The sequence below is a fragment of the Succinivibrio faecicola genome, from assembly GCF_019448115.1.
Lineage (GTDB): Bacteria > Pseudomonadota > Gammaproteobacteria > Enterobacterales > Succinivibrionaceae > Succinivibrio > Succinivibrio faecicola.
The window spans coordinates 1-16755 of the sequence record NZ_JAGFNY010000019.1; the positions used below are offsets into that span (position 1 = coordinate 1).

Genomic DNA, 16755 nt, shown 5'->3' on the forward strand with positions numbered 1-16755 from the left:
TGTGAAACTGCATCAGATAAAATCTATGATTTACTGCTAAATTATGTATCAGTAAGAGATTTTGCAACAAAGGCAAAGAAAGAGAACTTCTATCATGGATTCTTATCGGGTGTATTTGCAAGTTGTGGCGATTATATAAATGATTTCAAATCAAATACTGAAACAGGCAATGGTTATGCAGATATTACATTCCTAGATAGAAGAGGATCAAAACTTGTCATTATTGAAATTAAGGCTTCAAATTCTGATGAACTATTAGACAAGGATGCTGTAAAGGCACTTGAGCAGATAGACAGAATGGAGTATGCAAAACAATTTCTTAAAAAGCCTCTGATAAAGAAAATTTATTCTTATGGCATAAGCTTTTATAAAAAGAGCTGCTATATTGAAGTAAAAAAAGTTAAATAATAAGACTTTTAACCTTTGCTTAGTGCTAAATAGAATCTGAATAAAAAACTATAAAATTATACAAATTGTAATAATTATAATCTTTTAACCTAATTCGTGCTTCATAACTGCTTGCTGCTATCCATTTATTACAGTAGAAAGCCTTTTAACAAAAAACTCCAGTATTTTGTTAAACTTACTGGAGTTGCATTACACATTACTCTTTGTATTTCAAAGCACAATTGCATAATCATCTGCAATTATTGAGTAAGGAATAACTATGATTAGAACAATAAAAATAGTTTTATCTTAATCTACCTGCTTTTCATTGAGCTTCTTTCTTAAGGACTCAGCATATTCCTTTACAATGTTCTCTGGAACATAACCTACAACAGTAAAGAATGGATAACCGTCCACCTTCACCTCAACAACAGGCTCAACAGTCTCACGAACAACAGGATTTGGAAGATAGGTATATGCATGTACCTTTACATAATGATAAGATACAAATCCTTCAAAATTGCAGGAACTCTTTCCTATCAAAGATACATAAACAAGATCAACTACCTGATCGGTTGTAAGCTCTGGATAATTGAATTTTTCTTTTGAAAAAGTCTCATCTGGAGGTAGAAGCTGTTGCTTATCATCTTTTGATGAAGACTGATTCTTGTCAAATGCCTTTACAATGGTCTTTAAAGCATCATTTGCTTCCTGAGCTGTATGAGTTTTCTGTTTGTCATATACGCTTACACCATCAATCTCAACTCTGATTCGCTGAACATGATGATGACCATCTTCAGTTGCATTAGGAAGACGCTTTCTTTGAGAAATGAGCTTTACAAGACGACCATCGATGTATGAAACAACATGAGCGTGCGCCGGGGTACCAGTAGCAAGGTTAAAAAAAGCCTCTTTTAAATTTGAACGATCCATAACACCCTCCTTATATTCTTTTTTATTATTTTCTTATAGGTAAAGGAACAGTTAAATTTGACGTATATTTATAACTTTTTAATTTAGGAGATTCTAAGTTTGTGATCACAACTTTTTTTACTTATGTGTATTAGTGTGTAATTATTTGAAGAATATCAAACAATTATTGATGTTGTGCACAATTATGTAACACAAAAAGAAAACGTAATCTCAAGTACTCAAGATGAGAAACAAGAGATTACGTATATGACATGATATTCCAGGAAAAACAATCCTGGAATTTAAAATAAATGACTAAAAAGCGTTTAATGCCTTAACAACAAAGTCTGTTTCATCCTCTGTAAGAACAGGGGACATAGGAATTGACAGAATTGTGTCATGAATTTTTTCGCTGATAGGATAGCTTTCATTATTCCACTCACTGTATGCCTCCTGCTTGTGAGGAGGAATAGGATAATGAATGAGTGTCTGAATACCCTTGTCAGCAAGATACTTCTGAAGAGCATCTCTATTTTCGGTTCTAATTGCGAAAATATGCCATACATGAGCATCTTCACTGTAAACCTTTGGCAAGATGATCTTATCGTTAGTAATATTCTCTCTGTAGAACTTAGAAATTCTGCGTCTTGCATTGTTATCATCATCAAGATGCTTAAGTTTTACATCAACAACTGCAGCCTGAAGCTCATCTAAACGGCTGTTAACGCCCTTATAGATATTATGGTACTTAACATTTGAACCATAATTTGCAAGAGCTTTAATCTTTTCATACAAATCCTTATCATTTGTTGTAACAGCACCACCATCACCAAAACAACCTAGATTCTTGCCAGGATAGAAAGAGAATGCGCCACCATCTGACAGATTACCTACTCTCTTTGACTGATATAAAGCACCATGAGCCTGAGCACAGTCTTCAAATACCTTAAGATTATATTTTTCAGCAAGCTGTGTAACCTTCTGCATTTGTACAGCCTGACCGTACAGATGAACAACCATGATAGCCTTTGTTTTAGAGGTGATCTTCTGCTCTATTTTGTCTACATCAATATTTAAAGTATCAGGATCAGGCTCTACTAAAACAGGGGTACAGCCATTTGCAGATACTGCAAGGATTGTCGCAATATAAGTATTGGCAGGTACAATAATCTCATCGCCAGGACCAAAGCCTGCTGCTTTTATAAGAAGAGTCAGTGCATCAAGGCCATTTGCAACACCAACGCAGTATTTTGTACCACAGTAAGATGCAAAATTTGCAGAAAACTTTTCGTTTTCCTCACCTTGCAGATACCAGCCCTTATCCAAAATACACTTGAATCTTTCATCAATTTCTTTGCGATAACGGTTATTGACTTTTTCTAAATCCAAAAATTTAATCATACTATTCTTCTTGATGTATTTATAACAATAGACAGCAACAAACATTGACTGTCTATCATTGTGTTAAGTTTTTCTGATAATCTAATTCTACCAAAATGCTGTACATGATATACAGTAAAATTCTCTATGAATCAGATTTTTCATTTAGAATGATTCAGCCATTGCATCTAACAGCTCATTCATATTGTCCTGAACATTCTTGAGTTTTTCTTTCTTCTCAAGTGAACTTGAATCATCAGGAAGCTTATATGCCTCATCAGTAGCACTCTTTGCAGCCTCAAGCTTTTCAGACAGTTTACTGTTCATTGCCTTTTTAGCTTCAAGATCATTTTCAAGTCTTGATAGATCTGCTCTTACCTTATCAAGCTCCTTTAAGCGCTTTTCTCTGTCTTTAAGCATCTGTGGACGCTGATCATTAAGTGCAATTACCTCTTGTGAGAGTTTTTTATGCTCTTCTCTTAAAGAAGCAATCTCATTTAGCTTATCATCTGATCTTTCCTTATAGGAGCCAGATACAACACAGCCTAGCTTATCAAAAAAAGAAGGATCTTTAATCTTTGGATCACACTGCTCTTTTGTTGTAGTACATGAGCATAGCACAGCAGATAATAATGTAAGTCCTATTAACAGATTTCTTTTCAATTTCAACTCCAATTCTTAACTTAAGGCTTCCTGAATTTTCTTGTAGCTAGCAGTCTTCTGTGAATACTCGATAACAGCATTTTCAAGTTCAAGCAATTCATTATCTGCATTTGCAAGCTCCTTAGTAATCTCTGAATTTTTCTTCTTTGCAAGAGATATACTGTTAGGTTTTGCACCCTTACCTTCCATTAACGCGCTCTGAGTTCCCTTATGAGCATTATAAATTTCCTTGTCCTGTGCAAGACGTTTTTGCATATAGGCAAGATTGCTTTCCATCTCTTTAATCTTGTCATCAAGTTCTGACTTTTTAGCCTTTCCATCCTTGATGTTCTTAACTATTCTGTCAGCTTCAGCACTATCATCTCTAATCAGATCTTCAGTTGATTTTTTCAAAGAGCTGGTGCTTGCAATAGATTTTTGAATCTGTTCTTTTGTAGCATCTAACTGATCTTCAAGATTTGAGTAATCTGCTCTTACCTTATCAAGATAATAGTTTACAGTTATACCAACAGCACAACCTGCAGCTGCTGCAGCAACGCAGGCTGGAAGCTTATCACCATCGGTTACAAAAAGGCAGGCAAGACCTGTAACTAATGCTCCGCCTACGCAGGACTGTGCACCTGATTTTGAAAAGAATTCAGGCTCATCCTTCTTCAGATTCGGATTGACACTCTGATCATCCTGAACAGAAGGATTCTGGCATGCACACAACAATGCTGATAAAGACAAAACTGATGTAGCAATTAACTTTGATACTGACATTTATTGCACTCCTTATCTGTGTAGTTCCATTGGAAATTTTGACTGATCGGTATTAGCTGTATTGTCATACTCTGACATGCAAGATGACTTTCCATCCTTTCCTTTGCTGCATTTTACAGATGGAAGAACATATGTACTTCCATCTGTACATTTTGCAACTGACTGATTGGTTATGCTAAGAGAGCCTGCTGCCAAGCCTCCATTTACATCGCCAGAGCACTTGACTCCATCTCTTTGTGTTATAACAGCTTTACCCTTACCATCCTTGAATTCATACTGAAGATTGATAGGCTTGTTGGTATTTTTCTCAACAATAGGAGAATTTACCTTCCAGACACCATCAAGCTTTGATATATCACCTGAACTTAAATCTGAATTTGAAAGGACAAGTTCATTATTCTCATTTAAAACAGGAGGCACAAGCGCACCACTGTCACCTTGATTATTATCCTTGCTAGCATCATCTCCTGATTGAGCATTTTGTGCTCCATCCTCATTTAATAAAGGTGGAGTTGCACTTAGTGAGTCATCATTTTCCTGCATTTTCTCGTTTTCAGGCACTTTGCTGTTATCATCAGGATTTTCTGATGAATTTTCAGCCTGCTCATTTAGACTGTCATCTGCTGCAGGAGTATTTTGCTCGCCTAGTGGTAAATCCTTTTCATCTGCAGGAACTAAAGTTCCATCATCTGCAACAAAACCTGTATTCTTTACAGCAATCGGATCTGTATCTTCATAAAATGGAAGATATCCTGTCTTTTCAACCTCTACAGGATCTAAAGATAGGTTCTTAAGATCAGGTGCTACTGCAAATAAAGGCAGTGATCTTGCAAAGAAAAGCCACCATAAAAGATATAAAAGTAAAGGCAGCAACAAAAGCAAAAGAGGTATAAGTAAAAGACACCATTTATGAGCAGCCCAGAATGAAGTTGCTGTTGCTGTTGCTGCTGTTGCTGTTGCAGTAGCTGTATTTGCACTGGTAGTCCCCTTTAATACATTATCTTCAGTTCTTAAAATAAAGAAAGGATCTTTTTGCAGTTTTGAATTGTGGTTTATAAATCCCCAGAAGGTTATAACTGGTCTGCCATTTACAATATATACATATTCATCAGATGGAAACTGAAAAGCCGGCAACTGAATATTATCCTTGCTGTTTCCTATAAGGAAATGGGCAAAAAGCTTATCATTTGATGATAATGCACTTGCCTCAAGATTCATTCCATAATAAAGAAACTTTGATTTAAGCTCATTTAAATAGCTATATGCTCTTTTTTTCTCATCAAGTGTAGCTGCACTCCAGGAGACTACATCGTATTCGCCATCAGAGCGTTCTGAATCAAAAGGTATAAACCAGTCAACATGAGTGGCATCTGATGAAAACTTAGGGACAGCAAGAATATCTGCATACTTTCTGCCAAGTACTGGAGAATTGATTATGGATGTTCTAAAAGCATCAGCTCTTTGCCAGACTAAAATTCCATCCTCACCTATTGCCTGATAATCCTTAAGATTACCTGAATTTAACAGCTTGGTTGCCATATTTCACCTTATTCTTCACAAACTTTTTTTAATGTAGAGCCAGCCTGCTCTATCTGATTCTTTATCTGAATCGCATCTCTTGGTTTGAATACCTGACCGTTTGTATGTCTAGCAATACATGCAGCAGAGTCAATATTATCACCTATTAAAATTGTATGGATCTTTAAAAGAGGCTTTTTTTGGTGAATTCTTTTAGCTACTTCACATACATTCATATTTGCTGTGAAAGGACAGGTATCCTCACCATCTGATATCAGAATGCCAACAGATTCGGCATTCACACCATCAAGCATTTTTGAAAGTTCTGTAAGTCCGTTTATAAGAGGAGTTTTTCCATCATATGCATAAGGATTGATATTATTGATTGCACCTATAAGTGCATTACGTCTTGCACCTGAATATTCACCTCTGTTTTTAGCAACAGGACAGCCGTTGATCTCAACAAGGCTTATACTTACATTCTTATCAACATTTTTTATAAGATTTACAGCTGCATTTTTTGCAGCAGAAAGTCTTGATGATGAGCCATAAGAAAGTGTCATAGACTCAGAACCATCAAAGGCAATACCAAGAGTTGGAAGCTTTCCCTGCTCCTTTAGAGTTTTACACTTTGGGATCTTTTTAGCTTTTGCAGCTTCTGCTTTAGCTTTTGCTTCAGCATCTTTTTTAGCTTTTGCTTCTGCCTCAGCTTTAGCTTTTGCTTCTGCCTCAGCTTTAGCTTTTGCTTCTGCCTCAGCTTTAGCCTTTGCCTCAGACTCTTTTTTAGCCTTTGCTTCAGCCTCAGCTTTTGCCTTTTCTGCTAAAGCCTTTGCCTCTTCTTCCTTTTTCTTTTGCTCTAAATCAGGATCGACAGCTGGCTCTTCATCAACAGGCTCTTGAACCTCTGGCTGTGTATTATCAGGCTGTGTTACCAAAAGTTCATCTGTACTCTTTTGATTATCTAAAAGACCTAATTTTTCTTTTACATAAGGACAGTAACGCTCAACTGATTCACGTAAAGTGCCAGATTGTGGCCATGGGCGTAAAAAGAACCACCAAAGAAGACCTAAAAGCAGTAATAACAAAAGAAGAAAAAGTAAAAAGGCAATGCAGCATCCATGACCTTTTGATGCTGGAGGTGCACTAATGGCACTATTTACCAGCATATCTTTTTTTGCAATACAGCTATTTCCTTTAAGCTCTGTTGCAAGACATGTAACATTTGATGACTCAAAAACAACTGTTTTATCGCATCTGTCAAGAAGCTTTGCAATAGTGTTTCTGTTCTTATTGATAATTTCATCATCAATAGTTTCATTAGATATAAGATGCTCATATACCTTTGCTCTTTTGTTATTAAAAGCACTTAGAGCATCAGCATATTTTTCATTGTTCTTTTCATTTAAAAACTCAAAATCGCCAGAGAGATTTGTAATAAAGTTAAAATAATCACCATCCTCAACCGGCTTTGCTAAAAGATTCTTGTAATCCTTACCGAATTTTTCTTCAAGATATTCAAAGAATCTGTCGGCATAGTCTTTAAACTCAAAAACTTCCCTGCATACGCTGTTTTTACTGCATCTGTATACTCTTAGCATCTTTATTCCTATTTATTATCTGAGCACTGCAAAAGCCAGTTTTGCTGATTCTTTTTTAGATCTTTTTCTTGTTTTGAGTATGAGCTGAGATGTTTTAAATACAAATCAACATATCTGTCAAAACCATCCATTAAACCAAATGCCTCTTTTGCATCGGCAAGCTGTTTTTTGAAAAGCTCTTTTGAAAAATTAGTCTCCGCATTCACAATAGCGTCGCCATAGTAAGTTAAAAGGGACTTTAAAAGTTTTTCATGCTGTTCATACTGAGATTTTAATTTCTCATATGTTCTGCATCTTTGCTTATCAGCATCACACTGTTTTTTACTTATCTTCAGGATATTTAAAAAGTAATCAACAGAGCTTTTTTCATAATCAATATTTCTGCAAAGAAATCCGCCTAATCTTAAATTTGCGGTAACTGCATTTTCCTGCATAGCTTCTCTATCAGAATTTGCCTGCATGATTTTCTGCTGAACACTTACAAGCTTTGTATTAAGCTCCACATTGCTCTTAGAAAGTGACTCATTGAGCTTTGTTAGCTTTTCATTAACGGACTTTAACTGATTTGCCCTGTTTTCAATGGAGCTGTTCTCACTTAACAGTTTTTCATTTGCCTTTTTCAGATCTAAGGCTTGTAACTGATACTCTTCAAAGGCCTTCTGATTTTTCTCATTGAGTTTTGCAATTGAGGATGCCTCACCTGACAGTGCATTGTTATATTTATGATCTTCACCTAGATTTTTCAGATCATCATTTATCTGTTTAGCTTCTTTTGTATCAAAAGCAACTGATGAGCTTAGTACAAATCTTGTGGATGTATCTGCTGCAACAAGCGGTTTTGCTCCCTGATACAAAGGCTTTTCAGTTCTGCTTGCACTGCTTATTGATGATGGGGATGACAAATAACTTCCACCTCTTGAACAGATACCGCCAGGCTGACCTAGAAGACGACCTGCTCTTACTGCTCTAAAAGGCTCCACTGTCATTTCCTGAGCATTTCCAAACATGTCATAAAGACCAAGAGGATTTGGCTTTTTAAGACCAGCTAACTGAAGTTTGCCGTTTGCACTAGTTGCTCCCTGATACCAGGCATAATCAGAAAGTTCGCCATCAGTCATTGGAGGCAGTTTTGCATCAAACTCACTTTGTGTTACTAAATTACCGCCACGTGCTGCAAACTCCCACTCCTCATCTGTTGCAAGTCTTGAATAAGCTGATTTAATCTCAAGCTTTTTTAAATCATTTGAGGTTGATATGAATCTTGAGAAAGCATCTGCAGCATTTACAGCATCAAAATAGGATATCTTTACTGCAGGCAGACGTGACATCTTGTTCAGGGCAGGACACTTACCGTCTTTTGACATAAGGATGTCAAACTGACCTTTTAAAAGCTCATATTTGCCAATTAGATAATAGTAGCCCTTCTTATCCTTGAATGCGCCCTGAACATATCTTGTATTCACAGCCTGAGACATAGGTGATTGTGTATCTAAAATACCAGCATTGAATGTTCTGTCCTTTATCTTTCTTGTGTCATTTGAGGTATATACTTTTTTAAACACCATTATTCCACCGCATGGCATAGACACAATTACATCAGATTTATCAGGATTAGGATTGAACAGCTCATTTGCACTGTCTGCTGATGCTGTCTTTGCAAATACAGCTCCTACAAGCATTATAGATAACAAACATCTTTTCATTTTTATACTCTTCTTAAGGTATCTGCAACATTAAGACGTCTTATTCTTGCAGTACTTAAAACAAGACTGATTATCAAAAGAACTAAAAGTGTAAACAAAAGGCCTAAAATAACATGAGAAAAGTTAAAGACACTTATCAAGGTTCCGCCAGAAAGTCTGTCTGCAAAATACTGATTAAAGCTAAATTTAAGTGCGCAGAACATGGTAAATGCCCCAAGATATGATAAAAGACCTAAGGTTAGATTCTGCACAATAATACACTGCATGATCCCGTATTCGCTCATTCCATCAAGTTTTAAAAGTGCATAACTTTTTTCCAGTCTTATAAGATTTGTAAGAATGAGTCCACCTGAAGCTAAAATACCGCCTGTTATAGAAATAAATGCCACTGAATAGAAAATGACAGACAGAACAGATGATATTGCCTTAAGCTCCTCTATTTCGTTTATGCAGGCTTTGATTTGATAGTTTCTTTCCCTAAAAAAAGCAGCCATAGGTTCGACATCATCAAGAGTTTTTACATAAAGACGCAGCTTTGCAAAATATTTGCGCTCAAGATTTAGATTTGATCCGTCTGAAAAAACAGGTGGTTCATATCCGTCTCTAAAATCCTCCATATAAAGCATGGTATTGTAATTTACATATATGGTATTTATAGACTGATATTCTTTCTTGATTATGCCCTTTAGCTTAAACTCAACCACGCTGTTCTGTCTTTGTGAATCAACTATTCTTGAGATGACAAGCAAAAATGTATCGCCTGTTTTAATTTTCAGATCATCACAAAGTGTCTGTGACAGATATGCCTCATTTTCTTTTAGCACACCATCAAGATTTGAAGCTATAGCTATTGGATCGTAAATTGCGGTTGGAAGCGCGCTCAATGATGTTTTAATCTTTCCTTTATAATTTATATCAGCAGTTGCAGATAAAGAACGTGTAAGAGGAAGACAGAACTGAACCTTACTGTCATTTTTAACCTGATTTATAAAATTCTCATCAAGCTTGTATCCTGTCATCATTTTTATTTCAAGCTTTAAAGGTGATGATTTCAGATCGTGCTCTAAGGTACTTATAATTCCATACTTTAAAGAAAACAGAAACATAAGAGGTGCAATCACAGAGCATAAGGATGCAAAGATACAGAAGGATACAAGTTTTTCAAACCACAGTGATTTAAATGCAAGAGTAAAAATCATCCTATCCCTCACAGAAACTGCCAGAATTTGCTGTTTTCCTGACATACAAAAGACGTCTTAATCCATGAGACATCACAAGCTTTGTATCATGAGTCACTATAAGAGCTGCCATATCCAGATTCTTACAGTAATCAACAATCATTTTAAAAAGTATGTCTCCATGCTCTGGATCCAAAGATGAGGTTGGCTCATCAATAAGTACAAGCTTTGGATTTGAACACAATGTTTTTACAAAAACAGCTCTTTGTCTTTGACCTATGGACAGCTCATGAGGTTTTCTGTTTAAAAGTGAGCTAAGAGAGAAAGCAGAAAAAAGATCATCAGCTCTCTTTTTTAGCTTTGCTTTATCGTAAAAATCAAAGCCAAGTTTTCTTGCACTACAGCTTGCAATATCAATCTTGTAATCAATATTGTCTTTGATGCTAAGATATGGGAGCAGCCCTCCAGTCTGAGGCATATATCCTATAAAGGCTCCTCTGAAAAGCTCACACTGCTTTTTTGAAAGATCCTTTATATTTGTATTGCATAATGAAAACTCATCAAAGACCATTGAGTCTCTTAAAAAGCCAAGACACTCAAGCATGGTACTCTTGCCACAGCCAGAAACACCGGTTAGAGCAACAATATCATGCGCACACAGCTTTAAGCTGTCTATACCTACGCTATAGTTCTCATCTGTCCTTTTATATGAAAAGGACAGATTTTTTATATTAAGGATCTGCTCTGTCAAGGTAAAATCTCAAGTGGAACTGGATATACAGCCTCTGAAGCATCCTCAAGAGGATTTAACTTAACCCATCTTGACAGATCGTCATTACAAAGCTGATAGTATTTAAGCTTGCTTTCAAGATCGTAAATTGTCTGGTTCTGCTCATCAGGCCCCATGCTTGACCATGTATCCTCATCAAGCTCCTGAATTCTGCTCTTGTATGGGAGATCGTCAAGATACTCACCTAATAAACCAAGATCAGCAATTTTTGATGTCTGTGCTTTTGCAACAGAATCAGGATCACGACCTAAAGATACAGCAACCGATCTTAAGCTCTTGAACATCTTGTCAGGCTCAAGCATACCTTCATTTGCAGCATCCAAAATCTTCTGAGTAACATCCTTTAGTGATGACAGCTGAGATTTAGTCAGTAAAACAACAGGTGTGCTTGTAGCTTTCTGATGATTTAGAGCATCTCTGTCAAGAAGCCAGCCGTACATGAAATCAGGAGTCCTGGTATTGAGTTTAGATCCAAGATAAGCAAGCTGCATTGCATGGCCTAAAGCTATTGTATCCTCAGCCATTGATTTGTTTTCCTCTGTTACAGAGTAACCAACCGCGCTCTTTCCAAAGGCCGCCATCTTTACCTGATTTGAAATGTTTGATGATAACTCATCAATTCTCTGACCGAACTTTTTAACATCACCTGCATTTACCTGATAGTAAAGAGGTTTATTGATAGTTTCATTGAAACTTAAATCCATATACTGCTCTTTGGCACTTTCATGATTATTGTTTCTCTTGCCAGAATCTGTAAGCAGATGCATTGTATAGATAGCTACACCCTTTTGTTTTGCATCAACTCTAAGCTCCTTTGCATCAAGACCTGTCGTTGACAGCTTATCAGAGCCTTTAATTGAGCCTGCATCTGTTATAAGAACAATATATCTGCCGCCGTATTTTGACCAGTCAACCTGCTCAAGTGCGGTATTTATACCTGCATATGCATCCTCATCAAAGTATTTACTTGATACCTTAGCCTGAGACAGATCTTTTAGCTTTTGAGTAAATGTATTAACATCTGTAGCCTCGCCAGGCTTTATAAATACCTTAGAGGTATATTCAAGTGCAGGAACTGCCTTTGTATTTGATCTGAAAGAGACAAGACCAAAATGCACACTGTCAGATAAACCTTCAGCTTTAAGATGCTCTGACACGGCATTTATAGTCTTTTTGGTTCTGTCAATGTATGGCTGCATTGAAATTGATGAATCAATAACAAAAACAATAGCAGCCTTGAATGTCTTTAGTGCATTGACTGAATTATCAGAGCTCTTCTTTTTACTCTGACTTTTGGTAATTGATGCAATCTTCAAAGCTCTTACATAGTTACCATCATCAAACATTGACTCTTCATAATCGAGAATAGGTAGCAAATAAAACTGCTTTTTGTAGTCAACATAATGCAAAGGCTCGATTGAAACCACACCATCTGCACTGCCTTTTTTCACTACCTCATCTAGCTTTTTCTTATAAACTGTTGATATGTTCTTGTCAGAAATTAAGGATGTAACATCATCTTTATTTTTGAAGATAAGAGCTCTGTTTCTGTTAGCAGGATTTGTAAACATAAGCGCTGTCTGCATTTTCCACTGTACAGTACAGTCCTTGTCAAGATAACCTGCAATCTTGCCGGTATCATCAGGTCCAACCTTTATGGTTCTGCCATCATCCTCATAAACATAGAATCTTGAAAAGGCATTTACCTTTTTTCCATCCTTTGCATTTGCATCGCTTTTTAGTCTGCAAGATGGTGTTGTAAGCACTCTTTGGTATAAGGTTGTCTTACCTTCCATTAAAAGAGGTGCACTGCTTGCTGCACTTAAAGATACAGATAAAAGACCTAAAGTTGCAATTGAGCTTTTTAAGAATCTGTTCATTTATTCACCTTTGAGCTTTGATAAAGCCTCTTGTGCCTCATCTGATTCATTCAAGGAATAAGCTTTTTCATACCAGTAAATTGCCATTTTTTCATTCTTCTGTTCACACTGTGAGCTTACAGAAGAATTCTTATCAAAATACTTAGCATAGGCAAAAGCAACATCACCATCCTTTCTGCCGATACTTGAGAAAAGACGTTTTCCAAGATTACAGCGATTATTTGCAAAGGCCTTATTTGAAAGCTCAATTATTTCATCTGATGATACGCTAGCCTGAATACATGCTTTAATAAGATCAGCATCATTAGGATTTGAAATGGAACATCCATTTACAGTTGATGATGACTGTGCGCTTACAGCTGTATTTTCATTAGCTTTTGATGCATCATCTAAAGCTTGAGTATCTGTATCATCATCCTTGTTTTCATCAGCTTTATTACTGTCATCTACCTGCTCTAAAGCTTGCTTTGACATATCACCTGCAGTTGCATCTTTACTGTTTAGATAGTTAAATAGGAAATAACCTAAAACACCTAAAGCTAGCAGTATTAAAAGAATTATTAAAATTAAAGGCAATATGCTTTTTTTCTTGCTATTTGCAGTATTCTGATAGTTTATTGGACCATCTTTAATCACTGATTCTTGTACAGTACACTCAGCACCATTTAAAGCTGTATTTGACAATGTACTGTTATTTAAAGCACCGATATTCTCTTTTTCAAGTGAAGGTGGTTCAATCATAAGCTCTAGTGATTTTGTAACAGGAGCAAAAAGATTATAAGTCTCACCTACTATCTGTCCTGTTTCAATTTCAAATTCACGAACAGATACACTAAATGAGCTGTTGAATCTGTTTGATTCTCTGTAAAGAGTATTATTGACAGATGCAGGAAGTTCTATTTTGTAACCGTTAATATCATTAGATACAAATTTAATACTTTCAGGCTTTAGCTTTATACTATCAGTTACACTCTCAGTTGTGCTCTTATCCTTAAATGTAATTTCAAGAGAGTTTTTAGCATTACGCTTAGCAAGTGGACTTCCTATCTGAATATCTTTGATTTCACTACTTTTTACATCTTTGATAATCAGATAGCCTTTACCATTTTCATTTAAAATTTCAGCATTTATATTCATTGTTAAGCAGATGCCTCTTCAATTGACATAAACTTTTCTAGATCTGTAAGCAGAGCACACAGCTCATCATTCTTCTTTGAATCAAGTTTATAGATACTTGCTGCCTGAGTATTTACATTGGCGATCATATGAACAAGGACAGAGAAATGATCGTTTAGATAATTTGTCTTTATTCTTGAAACCATATCCTTGGTTATCTCAATGGTATGCTCTTTTTCATCTAATGCATTTTCAGTAAATAATTCTCTATTCTCATCAGAACTGTTAAATGGTCTTTCAATGTTATTTGGAGTAGAGCCAACATAAAGATAGGTGTTAAAATCTGAGATTATCTTAAGAGCAATTGCACACTGAGAATCTACAATATCCTCTTTTCTCTTTGTCTGAGATTCATTTTTTTCAAGGATATCTGCAACCTTATTTTCAATATTAGCAGCTCTGTAAGCTACCTTCATTTCATGTGTCAGATACTGTAGCAATGCACTAATCTTCTGTTTTAAAACATTCTTATCAGTTATTATCTGATTGCTCTCATCAAGGAAGAATGAACATTCAGCAATTCTTTTTTCTTCTGAATATTCACTAACACTTTTCTGTGCATTCTCATCCCATGCATAAAGAATATTATCAACAATACTGTTAAAGGCCTTACCTGCAGCAATATCATCAAGTTTATCATCTCGCATTTTAGTAAGAGCTGCAGCAAAGCGGAATGAATTCTTGTTCACACCGCTTGTAAAGTTTGTAAGATAATCATCTCTTGCCTCTTTTTCATCAATTTCAATAAATGATCTTAAATCTGCAAGAATACCTGCCTGATTATCACACTGAATAATATCCTTCACATTAGCAATTGCTATCTGTTTTAACTTATCTCTCTTCTTTGATGAATCAAGACTTGCAAACTTTGACAGCTCCTGTTCAATGCTCTGATACTCTTTTTGTATGGATAAATAGAAGTTATCCTTACCCTGTGTAAAATCCTTGCCATAGGTATCATTTATAAACTGTACAAGATAGCTTACACCACCATCTGATGGCTTTAAAACCTCATTGACTGTTGGAGTTTCTTCTGCTTTTGAGTTATCTAAAAACTCCTTAAATTTGTATACATGCTCCATGCAAGGATCTTTTACGATATCCTTAATGTATTCATCAATAAATGGTTTTGCACTATCCTTGATGCCAGTCTCTACGATTCCGTTTTCACTGTTTGTTACATCATAGACAAGCTCAGTTCCTGAAAGATTTGGTCGTCTTGCAAAGAAGAACTGATCAAAAGGTTTATCATCTGTCCAGTGACGAACCCAGTCAGCCTTGAACTTTTGCATTGCCATTGTAATGGTGCCATTAATGTCAGATGCAGCGGCAACTGATGCATCTCTTTTCATATTTCTTGTAAAGCAGTAGTCAAACTTTGTAAATACACCTACAAGTGGATTTATTTTGCCTTTTCTGCTCTGTGCAGTTGCACCGACGTTAACATCAATCCAGTTTGTAATATATGGGGTAAGCTCCGATACCTCAGCCTGTCCCTGTACTGTCTGACAGCATAAAAGAACATCAATTTCATGACGTTCACAGTAACGCTCGATAAGATATCCAACCTTACCACGAAGGAGGAACTGACATGCTGAATACTCTTTTGAGTTTGGATTTGTAAAATCTGCTTTTCCACTTAATGTTCTCCAGACCTTTGTATCCATCTTCTCACGTGAACGGGCGCCTGGAAAATCAAGAACATCACAAGATTTAACGCCTGAGTTTTCAGCCTGAGGGAATGAAATTTCACAGGTAATGGCAGCTAATGCACAGTGACGAAGATTAACAACCTTTGCCCCTTCATCATCAAGAGCAATATTCACATTGTCTGTATAACTTTCATCAAGCAGTCTGTCTAATGCCTTGACATTAACAAGAGTACCATTTGCCTTCTGGATAAGCTCTCCTTTTTCATTCTTTTCAACAATAGAATCGATATTTGCAAATACGGTTGTTGCACCTTCTAGCTTATCAAAATCATCAATCAGTGCCTTATAAAGATTGTCAAAGGCTGGCATCTGATGCCATAAGGTTGAAAACAGTTTGACTCTGCCATCCTTATTTAGCTTTGAAATTATGTTTCTTGCATTTAAAAAGAAATAACCGTCTGCATTAAACTGCTCTTCTTTAAGACAGCTTACATTTGAATGGGTATTTACATAATCAGCTAAAGAAACCACATCCTGCTTTGTAAAATAAGTCTTTTCACCATCTTTTAGCAGATATTTAGGATCGTTAAGCTCTGAAAAAAGATTTTTTAGTACATTTTGATCTTTGAAAAAAGCATCATGCTCTAAAAGATATGCCTTTCCATCCTCAGAGCCATAGTCAATATCAAGAAAATATGAGTTAACTAAGATCTTTAAAAGATCACACTCCTTGATTACCTTTAAAACAATTGGATAATCAGATGGAGCTTTTCTCATTTTTGAGGTAAATCTTGTTACAAGACCTGTAGCTTCTCTGTCACCACCTACAGGATTTAAATGAGAGAAGAAACTTATCTTCTGTGAATTCCATGTAACCTCAAGGCCCTTGCCGCCACCGTTTGATGCAAGAGCTGATACAAGATAGCTCTTACCTGCCTGAGATGAGCCGAATACACCGATTGTTGTAGCAACGGGCAATACCTCATGAGCTGCCTTTGCGCTGTTAGCCAGACGTAGAAGCCTTGTTTTAAGTTTGTCAGCACCACTTAAGATTTTCTCATCTTCAATGCCTTTGTACCAGTCAACAACATTTGCTAAGGTCACTGCTGCCTTATCAAGTGAATTTAAATCATATTTATATTTGCTGCTCATTTTA

At 36.2% G+C, this 16755-nt stretch carries 13 protein-coding genes; 1 reads left to right on the forward strand and 12 read right to left on the reverse strand.

The genetic code is table 11. The features are described 5' to 3' along the window. The coding region (locus J5V48_RS06145; RefSeq protein WP_219937698.1) for a PD-(D/E)XK nuclease domain-containing protein at positions 1–408 on the forward strand (408 nt) is incomplete at its 5' end. A 288-nt stretch (positions 409–696) separates the two neighbouring features. Here J5V48_RS06145 and J5V48_RS06150 read toward each other — a convergent pair. The 12 genes from J5V48_RS06150 to J5V48_RS06205 all read right to left on the reverse strand — a co-directional run bounded on the left by J5V48_RS06150 (position 697) and on the right by J5V48_RS06205 (position 16751). Beyond that, the gene (locus tag J5V48_RS06150; protein ID WP_219937699.1) at positions 697–1320 is read right to left on the reverse strand and encodes a hypothetical protein; all 624 of its coding nucleotides are present in this window, start codon (positions 1318–1320) and stop codon (positions 697–699) included. A 294-nt stretch (positions 1321–1614) separates the two neighbouring features. After that, positions 1615–2700 carry a DegT/DnrJ/EryC1/StrS family aminotransferase gene (locus tag J5V48_RS06155; protein WP_219937700.1) on the reverse strand — a complete coding sequence of 362 codons (1086 nt, stop codon included), beginning with the start codon at positions 2698–2700 and terminating at the stop codon, positions 1615–1617. 144 nt (positions 2701–2844) lie between these two features. Next, positions 2845–3342 (reverse strand): coiled-coil domain-containing protein, encoded by a 498-nt coding sequence (locus J5V48_RS06160; protein WP_219937701.1) that lies wholly within the window; start codon positions 3340–3342, stop codon positions 2845–2847. Between the two features lie 15 nt (positions 3343–3357). Then, positions 3358–4104, reverse strand: coding sequence for a hypothetical protein (locus J5V48_RS06165; RefSeq protein WP_219937702.1), 747 nt, complete (start codon positions 4102–4104; stop codon positions 3358–3360). A 12-nt stretch (positions 4105–4116) separates the two neighbouring features. Further along, a complete protein-coding gene (locus tag J5V48_RS06170; RefSeq protein WP_219937703.1) occupies positions 4117–5643 on the reverse strand; it encodes an SrfA family protein in 1527 nt (508 codons plus the stop codon). 8 nt (positions 5644–5651) lie between these two features. Continuing rightward, positions 5652–7220: a vWA domain-containing protein gene (locus J5V48_RS06175; RefSeq protein WP_219937704.1), complete on the reverse strand. Its 1569-nt coding sequence runs from the start codon at positions 7218–7220 to the stop codon at positions 5652–5654. Between the two features lie 8 nt (positions 7221–7228). Beyond that, positions 7229–8923 (reverse strand): SUMF1/EgtB/PvdO family nonheme iron enzyme, encoded by a 1695-nt coding sequence (locus J5V48_RS06180; protein WP_219937705.1) that lies wholly within the window; start codon positions 8921–8923, stop codon positions 7229–7231. A gap of 2 nt (positions 8924–8925) precedes the next feature. After that, entirely contained in the window at positions 8926–10122 is a 1197-nt protein-coding gene (locus tag J5V48_RS06185) for an ABC transporter permease family protein (RefSeq protein ID WP_219937706.1), read from the reverse strand. 1 nt (position 10123) lies between these two features. Continuing rightward, positions 10124–10852 carry an ABC transporter ATP-binding protein gene (locus J5V48_RS06190; RefSeq protein WP_219937707.1) on the reverse strand — a complete coding sequence of 243 codons (729 nt, stop codon included), beginning with the start codon at positions 10850–10852 and terminating at the stop codon, positions 10124–10126. Continuing rightward, complete coding sequence (locus J5V48_RS06195) at positions 10849–12771, reverse strand: vWA domain-containing protein (protein WP_219937708.1); 1923 nt, start codon at positions 12769–12771, stop codon at positions 10849–10851. The genes J5V48_RS06190 and J5V48_RS06195 overlap by 4 nt, the downstream gene beginning before the upstream one ends. Further along, complete coding sequence (locus J5V48_RS06200) at positions 12772–13908, reverse strand: hypothetical protein (protein ID WP_219937709.1); 1137 nt, start codon at positions 13906–13908, stop codon at positions 12772–12774. It lies immediately after the preceding gene. Between the two features lie 2 nt (positions 13909–13910). Beyond that, the gene (locus tag J5V48_RS06205) at positions 13911–16751 is read right to left on the reverse strand and encodes a virulence factor SrfC family protein (RefSeq protein ID WP_219937710.1); all 2841 of its coding nucleotides are present in this window, start codon (positions 16749–16751) and stop codon (positions 13911–13913) included. Positions 16752–16755 lie beyond the last annotated feature (4 nt).